Annotated in this window: 20 protein-coding genes; 8 read left to right on the top strand and 12 right to left on the bottom strand. The window is 74.4% G+C overall.

The genetic code is table 11. The features are described from left to right. Positions 1 to 50 precede the first annotated feature (50 nt). A complete protein-coding gene (locus tag RM609_RS13220; RefSeq protein WP_311610628.1) occupies positions 51 to 467 on the top strand; it encodes a hypothetical protein in 417 nt (138 codons plus the stop codon). Between the two features lie 66 nt (positions 468 to 533). On the opposite strand, the gene RM609_RS13215 is transcribed toward RM609_RS13220, so the two are convergent. The 6 genes from RM609_RS13215 to mdlC form a co-directional block, all read right to left on the bottom strand. Continuing rightward, positions 534 to 827 (bottom strand): hypothetical protein, encoded by a 294-nt coding sequence (locus RM609_RS13215; protein ID WP_311610626.1) that lies wholly within the window; start codon positions 825 to 827, stop codon positions 534 to 536. After that, positions 824 to 2,587: a peroxidase family protein gene (locus RM609_RS13210; protein WP_311610625.1), complete on the bottom strand. Its 1,764-nt coding sequence runs from the start codon at positions 2,585 to 2,587 to the stop codon at positions 824 to 826. The genes RM609_RS13215 and RM609_RS13210 overlap by 4 nt, the downstream gene beginning before the upstream one ends. A gap of 22 nt (positions 2,588 to 2,609) precedes the next feature. Further along, positions 2,610 to 3,989 (bottom strand): lipase family protein, encoded by a 1,380-nt coding sequence (locus tag RM609_RS13205; protein WP_311610624.1) that lies wholly within the window; start codon positions 3,987 to 3,989, stop codon positions 2,610 to 2,612. Beyond that, positions 3,986 to 5,407, bottom strand: a complete 1,422-nt coding sequence (locus tag RM609_RS13200) for a cytochrome P450 (protein WP_311610623.1) — start codon at positions 5,405 to 5,407, stop codon at positions 3,986 to 3,988. Before RM609_RS13200 ends, RM609_RS13205 begins: the two co-directional genes overlap by 4 nt. After that, positions 5,404 to 6,831 (bottom strand): FAD-binding oxidoreductase, encoded by a 1,428-nt coding sequence (locus RM609_RS13195; RefSeq protein ID WP_311610622.1) that lies wholly within the window; start codon positions 6,829 to 6,831, stop codon positions 5,404 to 5,406. The genes RM609_RS13200 and RM609_RS13195 overlap by 4 nt, the downstream gene beginning before the upstream one ends. Positions 6,832 to 6,925: 94 nt before the next feature. Next, a complete protein-coding gene (mdlC, locus tag RM609_RS13190) occupies positions 6,926 to 8,542 on the bottom strand; it encodes a benzoylformate decarboxylase (RefSeq protein WP_311610620.1) in 1,617 nt (538 codons plus the stop codon). Positions 8,543 to 8,751: 209 nt separating this feature from the next. Between mdlC and RM609_RS13185 the strand changes: the two genes are divergently transcribed. Beyond that, the gene (locus tag RM609_RS13185; protein ID WP_311610619.1) at positions 8,752 to 8,937 is read left to right on the top strand and encodes a hypothetical protein; all 186 of its coding nucleotides are present in this window, start codon (positions 8,752 to 8,754) and stop codon (positions 8,935 to 8,937) included. A gap of 81 nt (positions 8,938 to 9,018) precedes the next feature. Here the strand turns inward: RM609_RS13185 and RM609_RS13180 are convergent, their stop codons facing one another. Then, entirely contained in the window at positions 9,019 to 9,504 is a 486-nt protein-coding gene (locus tag RM609_RS13180) for an SPW repeat protein (protein WP_311610617.1), read from the bottom strand. 148 nt (positions 9,505 to 9,652) lie between these two features. Here RM609_RS13180 and RM609_RS13175 point away from each other — a divergent pair, with 148 nt between their 5' ends. Further along, positions 9,653 to 9,790, top strand: a complete 138-nt coding sequence (locus RM609_RS13175) for a hypothetical protein (protein ID WP_311610616.1) — start codon at positions 9,653 to 9,655, stop codon at positions 9,788 to 9,790. An 86-nt stretch (positions 9,791 to 9,876) separates the two neighbouring features. Next, positions 9,877 to 11,037 carry a glycosyltransferase family 4 protein gene (locus RM609_RS13170; RefSeq protein ID WP_311610614.1) on the top strand — a complete coding sequence of 387 codons (1,161 nt, stop codon included), beginning with the start codon at positions 9,877 to 9,879 and terminating at the stop codon, positions 11,035 to 11,037. Between the two features lie 108 nt (positions 11,038 to 11,145). Here RM609_RS13170 and RM609_RS13165 read toward each other — a convergent pair whose 3' ends face one another. Continuing rightward, complete coding sequence (locus RM609_RS13165; protein ID WP_311610613.1) at positions 11,146 to 11,562, bottom strand: ankyrin repeat domain-containing protein; 417 nt, start codon at positions 11,560 to 11,562, stop codon at positions 11,146 to 11,148. Between the two features lie 104 nt (positions 11,563 to 11,666). Between RM609_RS13165 and RM609_RS13160 the strand changes: the two genes are divergently transcribed. Both RM609_RS13160 and RM609_RS13155 read left to right on the top strand, forming a co-directional pair. After that, a complete protein-coding gene (locus RM609_RS13160) occupies positions 11,667 to 11,861 on the top strand; it encodes a hypothetical protein (RefSeq protein WP_126913219.1) in 195 nt (64 codons plus the stop codon). 9 nt (positions 11,862 to 11,870) lie between these two features. After that, complete coding sequence (locus tag RM609_RS13155) at positions 11,871 to 13,394, top strand: hypothetical protein (RefSeq protein WP_311610612.1); 1,524 nt, start codon at positions 11,871 to 11,873, stop codon at positions 13,392 to 13,394. A gap of 247 nt (positions 13,395 to 13,641) precedes the next feature. On the opposite strand, the gene RM609_RS13150 is transcribed toward RM609_RS13155, so the two are convergent. Further along, complete coding sequence (locus RM609_RS13150) at positions 13,642 to 15,147, bottom strand: SCO1417 family PLP biosynthesis transcription factor (protein ID WP_311610610.1); 1,506 nt, start codon at positions 15,145 to 15,147, stop codon at positions 13,642 to 13,644. Between the two features lie 64 nt (positions 15,148 to 15,211). Here RM609_RS13150 and yczE point away from each other — a divergent pair, with 64 nt between their 5' ends. Both yczE and RM609_RS13140 read left to right on the top strand, forming a co-directional pair. Next, positions 15,212 to 15,952, top strand: a complete 741-nt coding sequence (yczE, locus tag RM609_RS13145; RefSeq protein ID WP_311610609.1) for a membrane protein YczE — start codon at positions 15,212 to 15,214, stop codon at positions 15,950 to 15,952. Positions 15,953 to 16,209: 257 nt separating this feature from the next. Further along, complete coding sequence (locus RM609_RS13140) at positions 16,210 to 16,584, top strand: RNA polymerase-binding protein RbpA (RefSeq protein ID WP_004948858.1); 375 nt, start codon at positions 16,210 to 16,212, stop codon at positions 16,582 to 16,584. A gap of 95 nt (positions 16,585 to 16,679) precedes the next feature. Here RM609_RS13140 and fxsA read toward each other — a convergent pair whose 3' ends face one another. From fxsA to lnt, 3 genes are all read right to left on the bottom strand, one after another. Further along, positions 16,680 to 17,267 carry an FxsA family membrane protein gene (gene fxsA / locus RM609_RS13135; protein ID WP_311610607.1) on the bottom strand — a complete coding sequence of 196 codons (588 nt, stop codon included), beginning with the start codon at positions 17,265 to 17,267 and terminating at the stop codon, positions 16,680 to 16,682. A gap of 74 nt (positions 17,268 to 17,341) precedes the next feature. Then, positions 17,342 to 18,118 (bottom strand): polyprenol monophosphomannose synthase, encoded by a 777-nt coding sequence (locus RM609_RS13130; protein WP_311610696.1) that lies wholly within the window; start codon positions 18,116 to 18,118, stop codon positions 17,342 to 17,344. An 8-nt stretch (positions 18,119 to 18,126) separates the two neighbouring features. Continuing rightward, the gene (lnt, locus tag RM609_RS13125; protein ID WP_438828426.1) at positions 18,127 to 19,776 is read right to left on the bottom strand and encodes an apolipoprotein N-acyltransferase; all 1,650 of its coding nucleotides are present in this window, start codon (positions 19,774 to 19,776) and stop codon (positions 18,127 to 18,129) included. Positions 19,777 to 20,014: the final 238 nt, after the last annotated feature.

Here is a 20,014-nt window from a genome sequence, read left to right as displayed (position 1 = left end):
CGCACCGGCACCGCAGGATCGACGACGCAGAACGGAGCAGTGGTTCAGCGATGAGCAAGCGCCAGAAGGGCCGCCGACACCGCAGGGTCAACCGCACGCCGCGCCCGGTGGGCCCCTCCCGCCACGGCGCGGCGCGGCCCGAGCCGAGGCCGGAGCACCGGGCGGAGCAGCGCCACGAGCCGCGTGTGGAGGGGCGCGTGGAGGCGCGTGTGAAAGCGCGGTCCAAAGAGGTCCCCGCGCTCGGCCGTCATGAGGCACGCACTTGGAACGGGCTGCTCGCCCGAGGCGCCGAGGGCGCCTCCGTCGACGAACTGTGCCTCGCGGTGGGCTATCAGGCGCGCACCATCGTCAAGCACGTCGCCGGGCTCGCCGATCACGGTCTGGCGGAGCTGCGCGACGAGCGCTGGTACGCCACGGCCGAGGCCCTGGAGAGCGCCGGCCGGCAGCCCGCGGCCGCCGGCCGCTGACGTGCTCCGGGCCGGGGGGATCCCGCACTCCCCCGGCCCGGCGTCTCTCTCAACGGACGGTCTCTCTCACCGGCCGGTGTTCCGCGCGCCCCCGCCCTCGCGCCGGGCGCGGGCGAGGGCGGCGAGCACGGCCTCGTGACCGTGGAGCGCGTCGGCCGCGCGCTCCAGGGACCGGGCGGCGGTCTCCGCCCGGCCCGCGTGGGCGAGGAGGTTCCGCCGCAGGGCCGTGCCCTCCGCGCCGGGCAGCGCCACGGCCTCCGCGCCCGCCCGCAGCCGCCCGGCCTGCTCGCGCAGCCGGCCCGCCTGGGCCCGCACCCGGCCCGACCAGGGCGCCCCGTCCCCGGCGTCCGGGGCGCTCACCGCGCACCCGGCCAGGGGGCGAAGACATTGCGCGCGCCCTCCAGGGCGGGCGCCAGCTCCGGATGATGGCGCAGCAGGACGTCCCGCATGCCCGTCCGGTCCACCCACTCCAGGCCCTCCGGCGTATAGACCTCCGGCCGGTAGTCGACGGTGAAGAAGCGGTCGCTCTTCAGCCGCCGGGACGCCATCAGCACGAACACCCGGAACGCCGTGTCGCTGAACGCGAAGCCGCGCGGCCGGGGTTCGGCGTACATGCCGACCATCGTGTCGACCCGGTCCAGCCGCCCGTCGTAGACCTCCCGCAGCTCGGCGGCCAGCGCGCGGTCCCCGCCGGTGAGTTCCTCGAAGTCGCGCACCGGCGGGCGGTGGAGGGCCGCGCGGAAGGCGGTGTAGCGGGGTACGCCGCGCTCGCGGTCGCGCAGTACGTCGACCGTGCCGAGGTCCACGCGCTCGCCGGAGATCCTCAGCAGATCCCGCAGACAGTCGGGGTGGTTGTGGAGGGTGATGGCGCCGGGGTGCATGGTGCCGAAGGAGTAGAACAGGTCGGTGAGGCCCCACTTGTCCACGGCCTTGCGGGTGGCCAGTGCCTGGAGCGGCTCGAAGCCGCAGCGCTCGACGATCTCACCCGTGCGGTGCGAGCGGATCTCGTACTCGTCGCGGATCAGCGGGTGCAGCCGGTAGGAGGTGACGAACTCCTCCGTCATCGAGTACGGGGCGCTGTGGTGCGCGGTGGGGGATCCGAGGATGCCGAAGAGCGCCTCGCCCCCGCCCCGGCGGCGCACCCGCCGGCGGATCCGGGCGGGCAGCACGCCGTACCAGTTGAGGTGCATCGCCGCCCGGGTCACCGGCTGGTCGATGGCCGCCGGGGTCCACTCCACCGTGTGGATCTTCGCCATCACGGCGGCGTTGACCAACCGGGCCGTCTGGAAGAGCCGTTCGTCGTCCCAGGTGGGATGGGCGGCGGCGATCCGGTCGCAGATCGCGTTGTGCTCCTTGGCGAAGAGCGTGTGCAGCAGCGACAGCCCCACCCAGTAGTTGTCGTTGAAGCCCGTGGCGTCGATGCCCGAGAGCCCGGGCCCGCTCTCGTCCGGCAGCCTGCCGTCGACGACGGCCAGTCTGCCGCCCTCGCCCGTCCGCAGCTCCCGGCACCGCTCCTCGCTCGAGCCGTAGATCTGCGAGCCGTCCCACCAGTGGGTGACCGTGTTCTCGTACGTCGGCGGCCGCCCGGAACCGGTATGGGCGACAGGGTCGGGGCGGGTGCGGCGGACGAGCATGGGGCACTGCGGCCAGTCGTCGCCCTCGCCCAGGGGCACGTCCAGGGGCCGGTCGGTGGTGTTGTCGCCGTGGCTGAACCAGCCGTGGTTCTGGAACTGGATCCAGGCCGCCGCCAGCAGGTTGAGCGTCGGGGCCGGGCGGAAGCCCCCGTCGCGGGCCAGCAGCCGCCGGCTCACCTCGCGGGGGCCGGGGGCGAACAGCCCGTCGTCCTCCGCCTCCGGGAAGGTTCCCGGCAGCGCGCAGTTGCGGTCGAAGCGGGTGCCCGCCCGGCCCATGTCGGCGTCGTCCGGGTCGTAGCCGGAGCCGTCGTAGCTGCGGTGGGGCAGCATTCGCGGGGTGGGCCGGCGGGGGCGCTCGCCGCCGGCGCCGTAGGTGTCGTGCAGATTGTGGGTGCGCAGCAGTTCCCGCTGCCGCCTGATCTCCAGCAGGGCCAGCGGGAAGGGCAGGGAGTGCCATTCGCGGCGGGGCCGCGGTACCGGGGTCATCCGTCACTCTCCAGGGATCGGTTCAGCGGTCGTGGAGCCGGAGGACGACGGTCTCCTCCACCCGGCCCCGGTACTCGCCCAGCAGGGCGTCCACCCGGTCGCGGGCGTCCGGCACCACCTCGTCGAGGCTCTGCGCGTACACCGCGGCGTTGTGGCACTGCGGGAAGTCGTGCGCCCGGTCCACCCAGGTGATCTCCAGCCAGCCGGCGGGCAGCGGGAAGACCGACACGGGGCTGCGGCCCTCCAGGTTGGGCACCACGTCGTGCTCGTTGACGAGGCTCACCACCTTCGTGCGCGGGTCGTAGGGGCGTTTGAAGTCGATCGGCGAGCCAACGGCGACGACGTGTGTGATCCGCCAGCGGTCGTTGACGGCGGGCAGCTCGGCCAGGTTCATGGCCGTGATGCCGCCCAGGCTGTGCCCGATCAGCGCCACCGACGCCCCTTCCGGCACCGTGATGTCCAGGGCCTTGCGGACGGCACGGGTGTACGGGGTGTCGTTGCGGCCCACGGCGGTGACCGCCCCGACCAGGTCCTGCGGGGTGGAGTTGCGGGGCCGGCCGAAGGCCATGCCGGGCAGCAGCAGCACATGGCGAATCTCGCCGTCCGGCCCGGCCACCCGGGTCACCAGCATCCGGCCGTCGGTGCCCAGGGCGGCGATGTTGCGCACGTGCGCGCTGACGCTCCCGCCGTGGTCCAGCCGGGCCGCCAGGCCCTCGTCCGCCACCACCTCGGCCCGGCCCGGGCCCCGGTCCCAGCGGGCCCAGGCGCCGATGGTCGTGCCCAGCAGCGGATCGCCGTCGGCGCGCGTGCCGGTGACGATGTGCCAGGCGGCCGCGTCGTTGAACGGGTTCTCGTCGACCAGCGCGTTCCACGCCATCACCTCGGCCAGCGACGGCGCCAGCCGGGCCAGCGCCCGTTCGGCGCCCTCCTCGCGGACGTGCTCCCGCAGCACCCGCAGCGCCCTCGTCTGCCGCCCCGCCTCGATCGCGTCCAGCAGCCGCCGCACCGGCCCCTCCGGCCCGAACTCCGGGTGCCGCACCGCGCACAGCCGGATGCGCAGCTTCAGCGAGGCCACCGCCACGGCGACGGCCAGGCTCTCCCGGCCGGTGAGCACCCCGCCCAGCCAGGCGGCCCGGCCCAGCCCGCCGCCGTCCGGGGCGTAGCCCAGTCCGGCGGGGGCGGTCAGCGAACGGGCCAGGGCCGCCAGGGCCCGCAGCCCGGTGCGCGGGGAGCGGGTCAGCGAGCCGGCCAGCGCCGGGTCGGTGGCCACGGCCGTCAGGGCCCGGCCCGCCGCGCGGATCTCGCCCGCCACCTCGCCCAGGGTCCGGGCCACCGCGGCGAGGGCCGCCAGGTCCTCCTCGGACGGCTGCCCGGGCACGGCGAGGGCGGTGCCGGCCGTCATGACCCCTCCGGTGTCCGGTAAGGGCGGTAGCCGATGCGCAGCCGTGTCGCGTCGAAGGCGTACGGCAGCGGCCGCTTGGGTCCCAGCCGCACCCCGGCCACCGCCAGTTCGCCGCCGCGCAGGAACTCGGCGACGAACCCGGTGGCCAGCAGGAGCCCCAGCTCCATGCCGCTGCACCGCGCCTCGCCCCGGCTGAAGGGGCTGATCGCCCAGTCGCGTTCGGCCGTGCCGTCCAGCCACTTCTCCGGCGCGAACCGGTGCGCGTAGTCGATGCGCTCCGCGTCCCGCGCGTGGAACGTGGCGGGCACCAGCACGTTGACGCCGCCGGGGGCCACCGCCGACCGCCAGCGGGTCTCGGCGGTGGTGCGCCGCATCAGGTTCGCCACCGGCGGCCACAGCCGCGCCGCCTCCTGCACACAGGCCCGCAGATAGGGCATCGCCAGGAACCCGGGCACCGTGTGGGCGCCGTGCGCCCGGTCCGCCTCCCGTACCTCCTCGGCGGCCTTCCGGTAGTGCGCCGGGTGGGTGGCGAGCAGGGCCAGGGTCTGCACCACCGCCGCGTGCACCACGGCCAGCGCCATGAACCAGTGGGCGACCTGTCCCTCGGGGGCCGTCTCCGGGCCCCGGGGCGAGGTCCGGAACAGCCCGCCGAGGCTGCGCGGATCGGCGTCGCACAGATAGCGGGCCTGCCGCTGCATCATCCGGCGCCGTACCCGGCGGGTGCGTGCCGTCCGCCAGCGCCGGGCGCCCATCCAGTTGGCCTCGGCCAGCAGTTCGTCCAGCAGCCGGGAGAACTCCAGGTCGTCGGCGGCCGCGTCGCCCAGGAAGCAGCGCCGCCCCACCCGGTCGAGGCGCTCGCGCACCCGGCCGGCGGGCAGCCCGGCCGCCGCCTCCGGGCCCAGCAGCGCCCGGGCCTCCTCGCCCACCACGCGCAGGAAGTGCCCGGCGAGCCGGTGCGCCGGGCAGCCCGCGTCCAGCACCGCGTCGTTGAAGGCGCGCCGTACCGTGCGCTGCCGGCCGTGCGAGGCGATCAGGGCCTCGGGCTGCACGGCGGCGAAGCCGCTCACCTTCTCCCAGGTGTCCACCGCGTAGATCTCCACGGGCCCGGCCAGCACCTGCCGGGCGTCCTCGGCGTCCAGCACCAGCAGCGTGGGGCCCGAGGTGCCGCGCACCACGACCGGCCCCTTGCCGTGCCGGCGGCGCAGGGCGCGCATCAGCTCCGCGCCGTGCCGGCCGGGGTCCAGCCGGGCCACGAGCCGGGCGACGCGCGGCCGGGGCCGGAAGACGCCCTTGAGGTAGTTGGGCAGGAAGTAGGCCAGCGTCAGCCGCAGGTTCTCGCTCCGGGAGGCGACCGGCAGGGCGGTGCCCGCCTCGTCCCGGACGGTCGTGGTGCCGGAGGTCTCGCTCGTCCAGGTCATGCCAGCACCTTCCCCGGGTTGAGGAGCCCCTCGGGGTCCAGCAGCCGCTTGATGTCCTGCTGCAACCGCAGGTTACGGGCGGGCAGTTCGCGCTCCAGCCAGTCGCGCTTGAGGACGCCCACGCCGTGCTCGCCGGTGATGGTGCCGCCCAGTTCCAGCCCGGCGGCCATGATGGCGTCGTAGGCCTCCTCGGCCCTGCGCACCGCGTCGGGATCGGAACGGTCGAAGACGACGGCCGGATGGAGGTTGCCGTCGCCCGCGTGCCCGGCCGTGGCGATGTACAGCCCGTACTCCTCGGCGATCTCCTCGATCCGGTCGACGAGGGCGGCCAGCCGGTCGCGGGGCACGGCGACGTCCTCGATGAACGCCGCCGCCTCGCCCGCCACCTCCCGGGCGCGGGCCGTGAGCGCGGGCATCACCATGCGGCGGGCGTCCAGCACCCCGCGGGTCTCCGCCGCGTCGGCGGCGACCGTCACGGACAGCGCCTTGGCCTCCCGGCACAGCCCGGCCATCTCCGCGAGGCGCTCAGGAGCGTCGGGCGCGTCGGAGGCCACGATCAGCGTGGCCGCCTCCCGCCCGGCGTCGTCCGCCAGCAGCGGGTGGCCGAGGGCCGCGACCGCCGCGGTCGTCGTACGGTCCATCAGCTCCAGCGCGGACGGCGTATGGCCCGCGCGGACGATCGCGGCGACGGCCTCGCCCGCGTCGGCGGCGGACCCGAAGCGGGCCAGCAGCGCGAGCTCCGGCGGCCGGGACGGGCGCAGCGCGAGCGTCGCCTCGACGATGACGCCGAGCGTCCCCTCGGACCCGACGAACAGCCGGGTCAGGTCGTAGCCGGCGACGCCCTTGACGGTGCGCCGCCCGGTCCGCAGGATCTCCCCGTCGGCCAGGACGACCGTCAGTCCCAGGACGTAGTCGGCGGTCACCCCGTATTTCACACAGCACAGGCCGCCCGCGCCCGTGGCGATGTTCCCGCCGATCGTGCAGGTCTCCCACGAGGCGGGGTCCGGCGGGTAGCACAGCCCGTGCCGGGCGACGGCCGCCGCGAGGTCGGCGGTGACCACGCCGGGTTCGCAGCGCACCAGCCGGTTGGCGGTGTCGATCTCCAGCACGCGGTCCATCCGGACCAGGGAGAGCACCACACAGCCGTCCACGGCGTTCGCGGCGCCCGCCAGCCCCGTCCGCGCGCCCTGCGGCACCACCGGGACGCCGAGCGCGCGGGCCGTGCGCACCACGTGGCGCACCTGCTCCACCGTCTCGGGCAGCACGACCACGGCAGGCCGCCCCGCCACGCCGAAGGGGGCCGCGTCGCGGCTGTGGAGGGCGCGTTCGGCGTCCCCGGTGAGCAGCGCGTCGGGGGGCAGTCCCGCGCCGAGGGCCGTGAGCAGCGAGGTGCTCTCCGGGGGGCTTGCTACGGAAACGGACATGTTTCAGCTCCATGCGGTGGGGGGCCGGTGGAAGGCGTGGTGGAGCGGCCGCGCGCGGGCGGACGCCGTGCGCGGCACCGGGAGGCGGGAGGTGTCAGAGGACGGGCGGCACGGTGGTGACCGGGGCCTCGATGAGCACGGGCCCGTCCGGGTCGGTCGTGGCGGCGCCGACCAGTTCGGCGAGGTGGGCGGGGTCGGTCGCGCGGTGCGCGGGCACCCCGTAGCCCCGGGCCAGCGCGCACAGGTCGAGCCCGGGGAGGTCCAGGCCGGGCACGCCGGGGGTGTTCTCGAAGCGGCCGAACCATTTGAGGATCGCGTACTCGCGGTTGGCGGGGACGACGAAGGTGACGGGCACCCGGTAGGCGGCCGCCGTCCACAGCGCGGTGATGGCGTACTGCGCGGAGCCGTCTCCCACCAGCGCCACCACCGGCCGGTCGGGGCGGCCGAGCTGGGCCCCGACGGCGGCCGACAGGCCGAAGCCCAGCCCGCCGCCCGTCGTCATCAGGAAGGAGCCGGGCCGGTCGATGCGGACGTGGTCGCGGAACGCCTGGATGTTGGAGGGGGATTCATTGACCCACACGGTGTCGGCGGGGGCCGCGCTGGCCATGGCGGCGAGCGCGATGGACGCCGACATCGGCTCCCCGTCGGCCTCCGGGACCTCGACGGGGGTGTCGTCGGCGCGGTGCGCCGCCTCGTCGTGCGGGCGCTTGTCGACCAGCTCGCACAGCAGCTCCAGGGTGGGCCGCAGCCCCGCCACGAGCGCGTCGCCGACGGGTGCCCGGGCGGCCTCGCCGGGGTCGCTGGTGAGCAGCGTCAGCTCGGTGCCCTCGGGGAGCAGCGGGCCGGGGACGTACGGGTAGTAGCGGAAGACGGGCGCGCCCACTACCAGGACCAGGTCGTGCCCGGCGAGGGTCTGCGCGAGCGGCCCGATGGCCGGGGGCAGGACGCCCTGGTAGAGCGGGTGGGTCTCCGGGAAGCCCACGCGTCCCTCGATCGGCGAGGCCCACACAGGCAGCCCCCGGCGCTCGGCGAGCGCGACGGCGGCGTCCCAGGCGCCCTCCGCGTCCACCGCGCCGCCCGTCACCAGCACGGGGTTGACGGCCGTCATCAGTTTGCGGGCGAGCGCCTCGACCTCGGCACGGTCCGCCTGGGCGGCCCCGCCGACCCGGCGGGCGGTGGCGTGCCGCGCTGCGCGGGCCTCGGCCGCGTCGAGCTCCACGTCGAAGTCGTCCATCGGCAGCGAGAGGAACACCGGGCCGCGCGGCGCGCTCTCGGCGATGTGGAACGCCCGGGCGAGCGCGGCCGGCACGTCCTGGGGGCGCGGCGGCTCGTAGGCCCATTTCACGGCGGGGCGCGGCAGGAGGGTGGCGTCGACGTTGGTGAGCAGCGCCTCCATGGTCATCATGGCCCGCACCTGCTGCCCCGCCGTCACCACCATCGGGGTGTGGTTGGCGGCGGCCGTGACGATCGCCCCCATGGCGTTGCCCACCCCGGGCGCGGTGTGGAGGTTGACCAGGGCCGTCCGCCCGGTGGCCTGGGCGTGGCCGTCGGCCATCCCCACGACCACGGCCTCCTGGAGGCCGAGCACGTACCGGAAGTCCTCGGGGAAGTCCTGGAGGAAGGGGAGCTCGGTGGAGCCCGGGTTGCCGAACACCGTTGTCGCTCCGCGGGACCGCAACAGCTCACGAGTGGCTGCGCGTACGGTCGTCATCGCCTGGCACCTCTTGGGATCCGTGGGCCGATCGGGGGAGGGGAGCATTGCCACTTCCCGCCCGCCGAAGCCAGGACCCCGGAAGATCACCTGAGTATTCATCCGAGCGGGTGAATACGTCTTGACCTGCGGGCTGTTGCCGTCGGGCGGGTTCTAGCGTCCCCCGTATGCCAGATATGGATCAGATCATCCGACGGATTCGCAGAGACATGAACACCGAGTTGCGCAAGCGGGCGCGGCGGGCGCTCGACGGGCCGTCGGGGTGGGCCGTCTCGGGCGAGACCGGCACGGATGGGGCCGTCGCGAGCGGGGCCGGGGAGCCCGGCGAGGGCGTGCGCTCCGGCGCGGAGGCGGCCGCGCCCGCCGCCACCGGGCCCGCGCAGCAGGGCGAATAGCCGACGCGCCCCGCCGTCCGGGTTGGCGGGCGGCGGGGCGTCGACGGGAGGGGAAAGGGCGGGGGCCTCAACGGGCGGGGGTCAGCGGCGGCCTCCCGGAGTACCTCTGCTGAGAGCGCCTCTGCCGAGAGCGCCCTTGCTGAGTCCCATACGCGCGCAGGCGAGGGCGATCAGGCAGCACACGGCGCCGATGACGACATTGCTGACGACGGCGCGGGTGGCGAAGGCGGTGACGAGGGCGTGGCCGGCGACGACCCAGGGCGAGACGATCGTCCAGAGGGCCAGGCCGACGGCGGCCCAGCTCATGGCGTGGGTGCGCTCGTAGGCGGAGCCAAAACCTCCGACCAGGCATGCGAAGGCGATGCCCACGATCAGATTATTGATGGCCAGGTTGGTGGCGAAACTGAAGCCCACAATCCATGGTGAGGCGGCCAGGTAAACGCCGCAGAGGAGTGCGAGGGCCTCGACGGCCTGGGCGGCGGTGGTCGCCGTCGTCTCCTCGGAATGGGCACGGAGCGCCAGGATGTCGGGGTGGGTTTCGATCCGGGGCGACGTAGGAACGGTCACGTCAGCCACCTTCTTTCCCTGTGGGTCTGGACCTGGCGCCATTTTACCCCAATTACCCTTTAATTCACCCAAATGGGCGGTGTATCGAGTGAGGGAAGAGGGAAGGCTTACGGGTCAGAACCGAACGGCAGGGGGAGGCGACCCACCCATGGAAGAACCGGCAGGACGGGAAGAGCGCGCCCGCGCCCGCACCGACGCCCCGGACAAGGCGGCACCCCCGCCCACCGAGGACGATCCGGAGGGAGCGGAGGCCGCCGAGTCCCACATCATCCGCGGCATGGACTGACGGACCGACCTGACGCTCACGGGACGTTTCCCGGGCGGAAAGATCGACGTGGCCCGTCGGGCGTGCGGAACGCCGACAACAGCCGTATGCGTGTCGTCATCGTCACCGAATCGTTTCCGCCCGACGTCAACGGCGTCGCGCACTGCGCCTGGCAGACCGCCCGGCACCTCGTGCTGCGCGGCCACGAACCGCTGGTCGTGGCCCCGGCCGGGCCTCGGGGCACGGAGCCCGGGACCGGCGCGGCCGTGCCCTGCCCGGTCGTACGGGTACGGTCCGTCCCGCTGCCCGGCTACGCGCAGGTCCGCGTCGCGCTGCCGGGCAGGCGACTGGCCGCAGCGATCGGCGCCCACCGGCCCGACGTCGTCCACCTCGGCAGCCCCTTCGTCCTCGGCGCCCGCGCCATGCGCGCCGCCGGGCGCCTCGGACTCCCGGCCGTCGCCGTCTACCAGACCGACCTCGCCGGTTACGCCCGGACGTACGTCGGCGCGGGCGAGTCCTACGCCTGGCACCGGCTGCGCGCCATCCACGGCGCGGCCGACCGCACCCTCGCGCCCTCCGCCGCGGCCGTCCGCGACCTGGTGGCGCACGGGGTGCCCCGGGTCCGGCTGTGGCGGCGCGGAGTGGACTCCGAGCGCTTCCACCCGGCCCGGCGCGACCTGGAGCTGCGGCGCGCGCTCGCGCCCGGCGGCGAACTGATCGTCGGCTACGTGGGGCGGCTCGCGCCCGAGAAGCACGTGGAGTTACTGGCCCCCGTCTGCGCGCTGCCCGGTGTACGGGTCGTCATCGCGGGCGACGGACCGCACTCGGCGCGGCTGCGCGCCCTGCTGCCCGGGGCGCGCTTCCTCGGCACCCGCACCGGCGACGAACTCGCCCGCGTCTTCGCCTCGCTGGACGTCTTCGTCCACACCGGCCCCCAGGAGACCTTCTGCCAGACCATCCAGGAGGCCCAGGCCAGCGGCGTGCCGGTCGTCGCCCCCGCCGTCGGCGGCCCCCTGGACCTGATCGACCACACCCGTACGGGCCTGCTGGTCCGCCCCCGCGACCCCGAGGCCCTCCGCGACGCGGTCCTCACCCTGGAGGCCGCCCGGGGCACCCGCGACGCCTACGGCCGCGCGGGCCGGGCGGCAGTCCTCACCCGCACCTGGAGCGCGATCGGCGACCAGCTCCTCGACCACTACCGCGAGGTCCTCACGGAACGGTCGGAGGGGCGGGAGGGGACACCTCAGCTGATCCCGCGGCCGCGGTGACCGCTGCGGTCCGCCTGCCGGTCGACTACCGGACGCCCCAACCGCCGCCCCGGCCGGGGGTGCTGAGGGAGCGTCACGCCGCCGCGCGGCACCCCCGGCCGGCGCCGGTCAGCCGCCCTGGAGGAGGTCCAGCATGTCCTGGCGGGCGAACATGGCCGCGGTGTCGACGGCCGAGGGCATCCCGGCGGCCGGGTCCGCGCCATGGGCGACCAGAAGGCGGACGACCTCGCTCTCCCCCTTGAAAACGGCGCCCGCCAGTGGGGTCTGGCCCCGGTCGTTGGGACGGTCCGCGTCGGCGCCGCGCTCCAGGAGGGCGGTGACCGTCGCGAGGTGGCCGTGATAGGCGGCGAGCATCAGCAGCGAGTCCCCCCGGTCATTGGTGAGATTGACCGGAACTCCAGCGTCCACATATGCGGCCAGGGTATCGGTGTCGCCGTGCCGCGCCAGGTCGAAAACCTTGGCCGCGAGTTGGAGCACCTCCGGGTCGTGTGCGGGCTCGCCGGATACGGGTGTCGGCTCGGTCATAATTCGTCATCCTCCGTACGGGTGTATCCCCAGTTGCTTAAAAAATACTTTCTGTGAAGCTGGAGGAACTTGTGGTGACCGCCCCCAGTTCCCAGGAGATTCCCATGATCCTCTCCATCTCGGGCGTCGTACTGCTCGGTGTCGTCGTATTCCTGTTCTTCCGCAAGGACAACCTCAAGCCGTCGCACGGCCTCGTCTGCGCCCTGTTCGGCTTCTACCTGGCGGGAACGGGCATCGCGCCGAGCATCAAGGCGGGCGGCGCGAGCCTGGCCAGCCTGCTGGGCGGCATCAAGTTCTAGGAGAACGACGTGGGCCGGCGTTCACTCCCCCGCATCCCGACCGGACCCGCCGTGCCCTCCCCGGGCCGGGAGCTGGCGCGCGGCCTCGCCGACAACGCCCGGGACATGTTCTACCCGCTGCTCGTCGTCGCCCGCGGGCTGCGGTCGCTGGCCACCACCGGACGCCACGGCTGGGGGCGGATGCCACGGGAACGCCGCGGCCCCACCCTGCTCCTGGTGGCCTCGTGCCTGGCCATCGTGGCGCTCGTCCCCTATGGGCCGACCCTGGGCACGGCGGCCCTGCTGGCGGCGGGCGCCTGGGCCGGGCGCGACCGGGGCGGGGCACGAGGGGCTGTGGCCGAGCCGGACGAGGAGCAGAGCCACCGGCTCCAGGCGCTCTACGAGGCGCTCGTGCCCTACTTCTCCGCCCCGCAGGACCCCCGGCCGCTCTACGAGCACGGCGGCGACTGGCGGCAGGCGTTCGAGGAGCACGCGTTCGACGGCCTGGGCCGGCTGACCGCCCTCCGGCTGCGCTACCCCGGCTACTTCACCGACGGGGAGGAGGGCGCGCGGAGCAGGATCGAGCAACTGCTGCACCTCAAGGCGGGCCGGGGCCCGGAGTACCGCTTCGACTGGGACGAGGCCGCCAACCGCCTCGGCCTGGGCGTCCTGCCCGTGCTGCCCACCGACGTCTGGGCCCAGCGCTTCGTGACCGCGCCCGGCGAGACCGTGCTGGGCTTCACCGACCCGTCCGCCGTACTGCGGACCGTGCCGGTGACGGCGGGCGAGGAGACGTACGACGCGCCGCCCGTCGTCTGGCGCACCGGCCCGCGCTCCACCGAGCCGCACCTGCTGGCCCTCGGCCAGCCGTCGGCCGGGGTCACGACGCTGCTGCGCTCGGTCGTCCTGCAGGCCCTGCTCCACGGCGACGTGGTGGTAGTGGATGGCGGGGGCGCTGGCGAGTATGCCTGTCTGGAGGGCCGGGACGGGGTACTGGCCGTCGAGTCCTCGCTGCCGGGCGCGCTCGCCATCCTGGAGTGGGCCTCCCACGAGACCGAGCGGCGGCTGCTCGCCGCCGGACGCGCCCGGCGGGAGGGGCGGTCCCTGCCGGAGGATGTGCGGCGCCCGCTGTGGATCGTCGTGGACCGGCCCGGGGCGCTGAGCCATCTCGCCGCGCGGGAGGGGCGGCCCGATCCGCAGGATCTGCTCGCGGTTCCGCTGCGGCACGGGCGGACGGCGCAGGTCACCGTCGCGGTGGGGGAACACCTGGAGGGCGTGGGGCGGCTCGCCGAGGCGGTGCTCACCCACACCCGGGCCCGGGCCGTCCTGGGCGCGGTCGCCCCGGAGCAGGTGACGGCCGTGCTCGGCGCGCCCTCGCACACCACCCCGGCCGACCACGTCCCGCCGGGGCGCGGCTACGCGCGGGTGGGCACGGGCCCGGTGCACCGGCTCCAGGTGCCGGCGACGCCGGATCCCTACGACGAGGAGACGTCCGACGCGCAACGGCGGGCGGTACTGGCCCTGCTGCCGCAACCGGCGCAGCCCACGGGGTGAGTGGCCCCGGTCCCGCCCTTTCACCGTTTCCCCAGGGGCTCCGCCCCCGGACCCCCGGCCGGCGGGCCTTCGTGGCGGCACCGCACGGGACCCACTTGGGCTCCGACCGGCCCCCGGGGTCGGGCCCGAGGGCTTCGCCCCGGGCCACCCCGGTAGTGGAAACCCCATAGCCCCGGACGGGCCTGGGCGGGGCGAAGCCCCTCGCCCTACGGGGCCCGGGGGCTCCGCCCCCGGAGCCCCCGGCCCGTCAGGCGACGTACGTGCGCGGCATCTCCACCGCCGCCGTCGCACCGCTCGCGACCAGGCGGGCGGCTTCGGCGAGGCGGGCCGCCGCCTCCTCCGCGACGGCGCCGTTCACGGTGAACGGCAGACGCACATAGCCCTCGAACGCTCCGTCGACGCCGAAGCGGGGACCGGACGGCACCCGTACCCCCAGGCGCTCGCCCGCCTCGGCGATCCGGGAGCCGGAGAGGCCGCCGGTGCGGCACCAGAGGGTGAGGCCGCCGCGGGGGACGGTGAACTCCCAGTCGGGGAGGTGGCGCCGGACCGCCGCGACGAGCGCGTCGCGGTTCTCGCGCGTCTGGTCGCGCCGTATGGCGATGGACTCGTCCCAGCCCCCGGTGTTGAGCAGCCAGGTGACGACGAGCTGGTCGAGGACGGGCGTGCCGAGGTCGGCGTAGGCGCGGGCGGCGATCAGGCTGCGGATCACCTCGGGCGCGGCGCGCACCCAGCCGATGCGCAGGCCTCCCCAGAAGGACTTGCTGGCCGAGCCGACGGTGATGACGGCGTTTCCGGCGGGATCGAAGGCGCAGACGGGACGCGGAAGTTCGACGTCCGGGTCCAGGGCGAGCTCGGACATGGTCTCGTCGGCGACGAGCAGCGTGCCGGCGGCCCGGGCCGCCTCCACCAGCGCCCGGCGCTGCTCCTCGGGGGCGAGGGCGCCGGTGGGGTTGTGGAAGTCGGCGATGACGTAGGCCATGCGGGGGGCGGCGTCGCGCAGGACCTGGCGCCAGGCGGCCAGGTCCCAGCCGGCGAGGCCGCCGGCCATCGCCACGGGGACGAGCCGGGCGCCGGCCTCGCGCATCAGCTGGAGGACGTTGGCGTACGAGGGGGACTCGACGGCGACCCGCTCGCCGCGCCCGGCCATCAGCCGGCAGATGGCGGCGACGGCGCCCATGGCGCCGGTGGTGACCATGATCTGCTCGGGCATGGTGGGGATGCCGCGGGCCGTGTAGCGGTCGGCGAGGGCCTGGCGCAGGGCGGGCAGGCCGGCCGGGTAGTCGCCGTGGGTGTGGGCGTAGGGCGGCAGCTCCTCCAGGGCGCCCTGGACGGCGCGGGTGAGCCAGGGCTCGGGGGCCGTGAGGGCGGCGCAGCCGAGGTCGATCACGGAGCCGGCGGCCTCGGGCGGCAGCGGGTCCAGGGCTCTGGTGGGCAGCGGGTTTCCGGCGGGCACCGCGGTCCAGCTGCCGGCGCCGCGCCGGGACTCCAGGAAGCCCTCGCCGCGCAGGGCCTCGTAGGCGGCGGCGACGGTCGTGCGGCTGACGGAGAGGGCGGCGGCCAGTTCGCGCTCGGCGGGCAGCCGGGCGGCCACGGGGACGCGGCCCTCCAGGACGAGAAGCCGGATGCGGTCGGCCAGGGAGCGGTAGGCGGGGGTGCGCCGGCCGCCGAGCGGTGTGACGGTGTCGCGGTTGTGGGGTGAGCCGAGGAGGCGGGCCAGCTGCGGCGCCCCCACCGAAGAAGTCCACTGGGTCATCGCGTGCAGTCCACCTTTCCGGGATTGGCCATGGATCAATGTTCGATCCAGTCCACAGACTGTCATGCCTCAGGCCACTCGCACCACCACAGGGGGGATTCTCTTGTCCGCGCACGTTTCCGCGCCCCGGAGTCCGGGGTTGGCCCGCCGTCTCGTCCAGCTGTACACCGGTCTTGTGCTGTACGGGGTGAGCTGCGCGTTGCAGCTGCGCGCCGGGCTGGGGCTGGCCCCCTGGGATGTGCTCAACCAGGGCGTGGCGCGGCATACGGGTTTGTCGATCGGCACGGTGGTGATCGGCATCGGCGCCCTGGTGCTCCTGCTGTGGATCCCGCTGCGGCAGCGCCCCGGGCTGGGCACGGTCTCCAATGTGCTGATGATCGGCCTGGTGATGGACGCCACACTGAGCATCACACCCACCCCGGGTTCGCTGTGGATAAGGATTCCGCTGCTGCTGTTCTCGGTGGTGCTGTGCGGGGCGGCCACGGGGCTGTACATCACGCCGCGCTTCGGTCCGGGCCCGCGCGACGGGCTGATGACGGGGCTCCACCGCAGGACGGGGTGGTCGGTGCGGCTGGTGCGGACCTTTATCGAGGTGGCAGTGCTGGCGACCGGCTTCGCGCTGGGCGGGTCGGTGGGCGTGGGCACGGCGCTCTTCGCGGTGTGCATCGGGCCTCTGGCCCAGTTCTTCCTGCGCTTCTTCGCCCCCGCCGAGCGGCGGCCGACGATACCGGTGGCACGCTCGGCGGACGTGCCGGAGGCCACTGATCAGGCCAGGTCCACGCAGGACGCACCGGACCCGGTTTAGGCGCGAAACCGCCGGGCCGGTAGTGTACGCCTCTGACCCGCCGGACGGACCGTTACTGCGCGCTCAAGTAGCAACAGCACAGGGTGACATCTATTGCCAGATGTGACAAAAGGGGCGCTGGTGGGTACAACAAGGGGCGGCACGACGGGCGACGCATGTCCCTCAACGGGGAATCTTCACCGCCGACCGGACGTTGACCGGATGACGACGACAGCGACACCTGTCCTGTGGGCGACAAGCCCGGGAGGCACGAATTCATGAGTGAGCGAGCTCTCCGCGGCACGCGACTTGTGGTGACCAGCTACGAGACCGACCGCGGCATCGATCTGGCACCGCGCCAGGCGGTGGAGTACGCATGCCCGAACGGCCATCGATTTGAGATGCCGTTCTCGGTAGAGGCGGAGATTCCGCCGGAGTGGGAGTGCAAGGCGTGCGGCGCCGTGGCACTCCTCGTGGACGGCGATGGTCCCGAAGAGAAGAAGGGCAAGCCCGCGCGTACGCACTGGGACATGCTCATGGAGCGGCGCACCCGCGAGGAGCTGGAGGAGGTACTGGCCGAGAGGCTGGCCGTCCTGCGCTCCGGCGCCATGAACATCGCCGTGCATCCGCGGGACACGCGTAAGTCCGCCTGACGGCGGTCCCGCGCGTTTCCATTCGCACGATCAAGGGCCCGGGCCACTGCTCTCGCAGTGGCCCGGGCCCTTTTATTCATGCCCTGGACGGCCGGCTAGCGCGGCAGCTGGGGGTCGTCCGTGCGCGGGGACGGCGGCCGGTCCTCACGGATGACCTCGCCCTGGACGACCTTGCCGTCGGGCTGCCGCATCCGTGCCCGCTGCGCCTGCTGGAAGGCGTCTCCCAGCGTCCCCGGCGCCGCCTGCGCCGTGTAGCCGGTCAGCTTCCGCTCCGCGGTCCTGCGGATCAGCGCCCTCGTCGGCGGGAAGAGACAGAGCAGCCCGGCCATGTCGGAGATCAGCCCCGGCACCATGAGCAGCAGCCCGCCGAGCATCGTCAGGGCGTTCCCGCCGCCCTCGCCGTCCTGCGGGGCCCGCGGGGCGGCGCCCTGCTGGAAGGAGCCGCTCAGCCGCTGCCAGGCCCGCCGCCCGGCCCGCTTGATCACATACGAGCCGACGATCACTCCCCCGGCCAGCAGGGCGAACACGGTGAGCCCGCCCGCCGCACCCGCGACCAGCACCAGCAGCCAGATCTCCAGGACCGCCCACACGGCCACGCCGAGGGGGACCAGCCTGCGGGCCCGGCCGCGGCCCGGCGGCCGGCTGTTCAACGTCTGCTGCTGCTCCTGCGCTCCGAACGTCATGCCTCAAGTGTGCCTGGACGGCGGCCGGACGGCCGGCGCGCGTTTATGGGGTCCTTACCGGCCCCGGAGGGCCGTCACCGCTCCTTGCCGAGGGCCTTGGAGGTCGCCTTGGCGACCCGGGAGCCGACGCCCCAGGACGTGACCCGCCACAGCGCCTCCGCGACGATGTCACGGCTCATCTTGCTGTCGCCCAGCTCGCGCTCGACGAAGGTGATGGGGACCTCCACCACGTGGAAGCCCGCCTTGACCGCGCGCCAGGCGAGGTCGACCTGGAAACAGTAGCCCTGGGAGGCCACCTCCTCCATGCCCAGCCCCTCCAGGGTCTCCCTGCGGAAGGCCCGGTAGCCGCCGGTGACGTCACGGATCGGCACGTCGAGCATGAGCCGGGAGTAGGTGGAGCCGCCCCGGGAGAGGATCTCGCGGGACTTCGGCCAGTTCACGACCCGGCCGCCGGGCACCCAGCGCGAGCCCAGCACCAGGTCGGCGCCCTTGAGCGCGGTGAGCAGCCGGGGCAGCTCCTCCGGCTGGTGGGAGCCGTCGGCGTCCATCTCCACGAGCACGCCGTAGCCGTTGTCCAGGCCCCAGCGGAAGCCCGCCAGATAGGCGGCGCCGAGCCCCTCCTTGCCCTGCCGGTGGAGCACCTTGACGTGCTCGTCCTCGGCCGCCAGCTCGTCGGCGAGCTTTCCGGTCCCGTCGGGGCTGTTGTCGTCCGCGACGAGGACGTGCGCCTCCGGCACGGCCTGCCGCACCCGGGCGACGATGGGCTTGATGTTCTCCGCCTCGTTGTAGGTCGGGATGATCACCAAGGTCGTGCCGAGCGGACCGAATCTCCGCTGACCACCGTCGTTCACTTCTGGCACTACTGGCCCTTCCGGTTCGAGGTCTCGTCCGACCGTGCCCGACGGGAGGTCAGGACTGCGGCCGCGCAGGACAGAAGACCCACCATAGCGAGCGCCCATTCCGGGCCCGCACCGACGCGGTCGGCGACGGTCGTGCCGTCACGCAGGGGGATGCGCGCGGAGATCACATCACGGGTGAACTCCTCGCTCCGCCGGAGCACCCGGCCGTCGGGGGCGACGACCGCGCTGATGCCGCTCGTGGCGGCCGTGACCACGGCCCGGCCGTGCTCGACGGCCCGCAGCCGGCTCATGGCCAGCTGCTGCTCGGGCTGGCCGGTGCGGCCGTAGGTGGCGTTGTTGGTCTGGACGACCAGGGCGCGGGCGCCGGCCGCCACCGTGTCGTGGACGATCTCGTCGTAGGCCACCTCGAAGCAGATGACGTCGCCGAGCCGGGCCGGGCCGACCTGGAGCACACCGGTGCGGTCGCCCGGGTAGAAGTCGCGGGGGACGCGCTGGAGCCGGGTGATGACCTTGCTCAGCTGGTCCCGGAAGGGCACGTACTCGCCGAAGGGCACCGGGTGCTGCTTGGAGTAGGAGGCGCCGGGGCCGGTCACCGGGTCCCAGACGATGCCCTTGTTGTCGATGTAGCCGCTCTTGCCCGGGTGGTCGACGAGGGCGCCCACCAGGACGGGGACGCCCACGGCCCGCACCGCCTCCTGGATGCGGTCGTAGGCCTCGGCGTACTGGAAGGGGTCGAGGTCGGAGGAGTTCTCCGGCCAGATCACCAGATCCGGCCTGGGCGCCTTGCCCGCCTTGATGTCCCGGGCCAGCTGGAGCGTGGCGTCGACGTGGTTGTTGAGCACCATCAGGGGGCGGCCGAGGAAGTCCATGCCGGGCTTCTCGACGTTGCCCTGGACGATCGCGATGCTGACGGTGTCGTCCCCCTTCGTGGGCACCGGCACGGCGTACCCGGCGAGCGCGACCACCAGGGCCGTCCCGAGCGCCCCGGCGGCGGGCAGCACGGCCCGTACGCCCCGGGGGCCGCCCCGCAGCCGCCACGCGGCGAGCAGCGCGTACGCCAGCAGCCCGCCGGCCAGGGCCACCGCGAAGCTCACCAGCGGCGCCCCGCCCAGCGCGGCGAGCGGGGTGAAGGGGGAGCCGGTGTTGGCGAAGGCCAGCCGGCCCCAGGGGAAGCCGCCGAACGGCGTCCGGTCCCGCGCCCACTCCTCGGCGATCCACAGGCACGCCCCCCACAGCGGCCACACGGGCAGCCGGGAGGTCAGCGCGAGCCCGGCGCCGAGCACGGCCAGGAAGACCGCCTCGACGACCGACAGGCCCAGCACGGCGTCGTAGCCGACCACGTGCAGCCAGCGCAGCAGGAAGAAGAAGAACGGCAGCCCGAACGCGAAGCCCGTCCAGGCTCCCTGGCGGACGGTGCGCCCCCGGGTCAGCAGGGCCAGCGCGGCCACCGAGGCCACCGACAGCGGCCACAGGCCGTACGGGGGGAAGGCGAGGGCGAGCGCGAGCCCGGCGACGGCCGCCAGGGCGGTGCGTCGCGCCTCGCGGCGGGCGAGCCGGGCCAGGCGGACCGCCCGGCCCGGGCGCGGCACGGGGGCCGGGGGCGGCGGGGCCAGGGCGGCTTCCGGTGTGGTTTCGGGACCCGAGGGCACGGTCGCTTCTTCCTGGAGCTGGCAGGGGTGTCAGCTGACGACCGTACCTCGGTCGGGCGTGCTCGCGGCCCGCAGGGGCGACGATCGCCCGCCCCGCGCTCGGGTCGGAATGGGGGCCCGGTGTCCTTCGGGCCGACTCCCGGAACCGCCGGCTGCGGTCGGCCGAGAGCCGTTGTCTACTGAACGTCCGGGCCCCACCCGGGTCGCACCTGCCGGCCCGGCCGAACCTTCCCTCGCC

This window comes from Streptomyces hesseae (assembly GCF_031845785.1).
In the GTDB taxonomy this organism is placed as follows: domain Bacteria; phylum Actinomycetota; class Actinomycetes; order Streptomycetales; family Streptomycetaceae; genus Streptomyces; species Streptomyces hesseae.
Note: the sequence above shows the minus strand (reverse complement) of the source record. Positions and strands in the feature narration are given on the sequence as shown.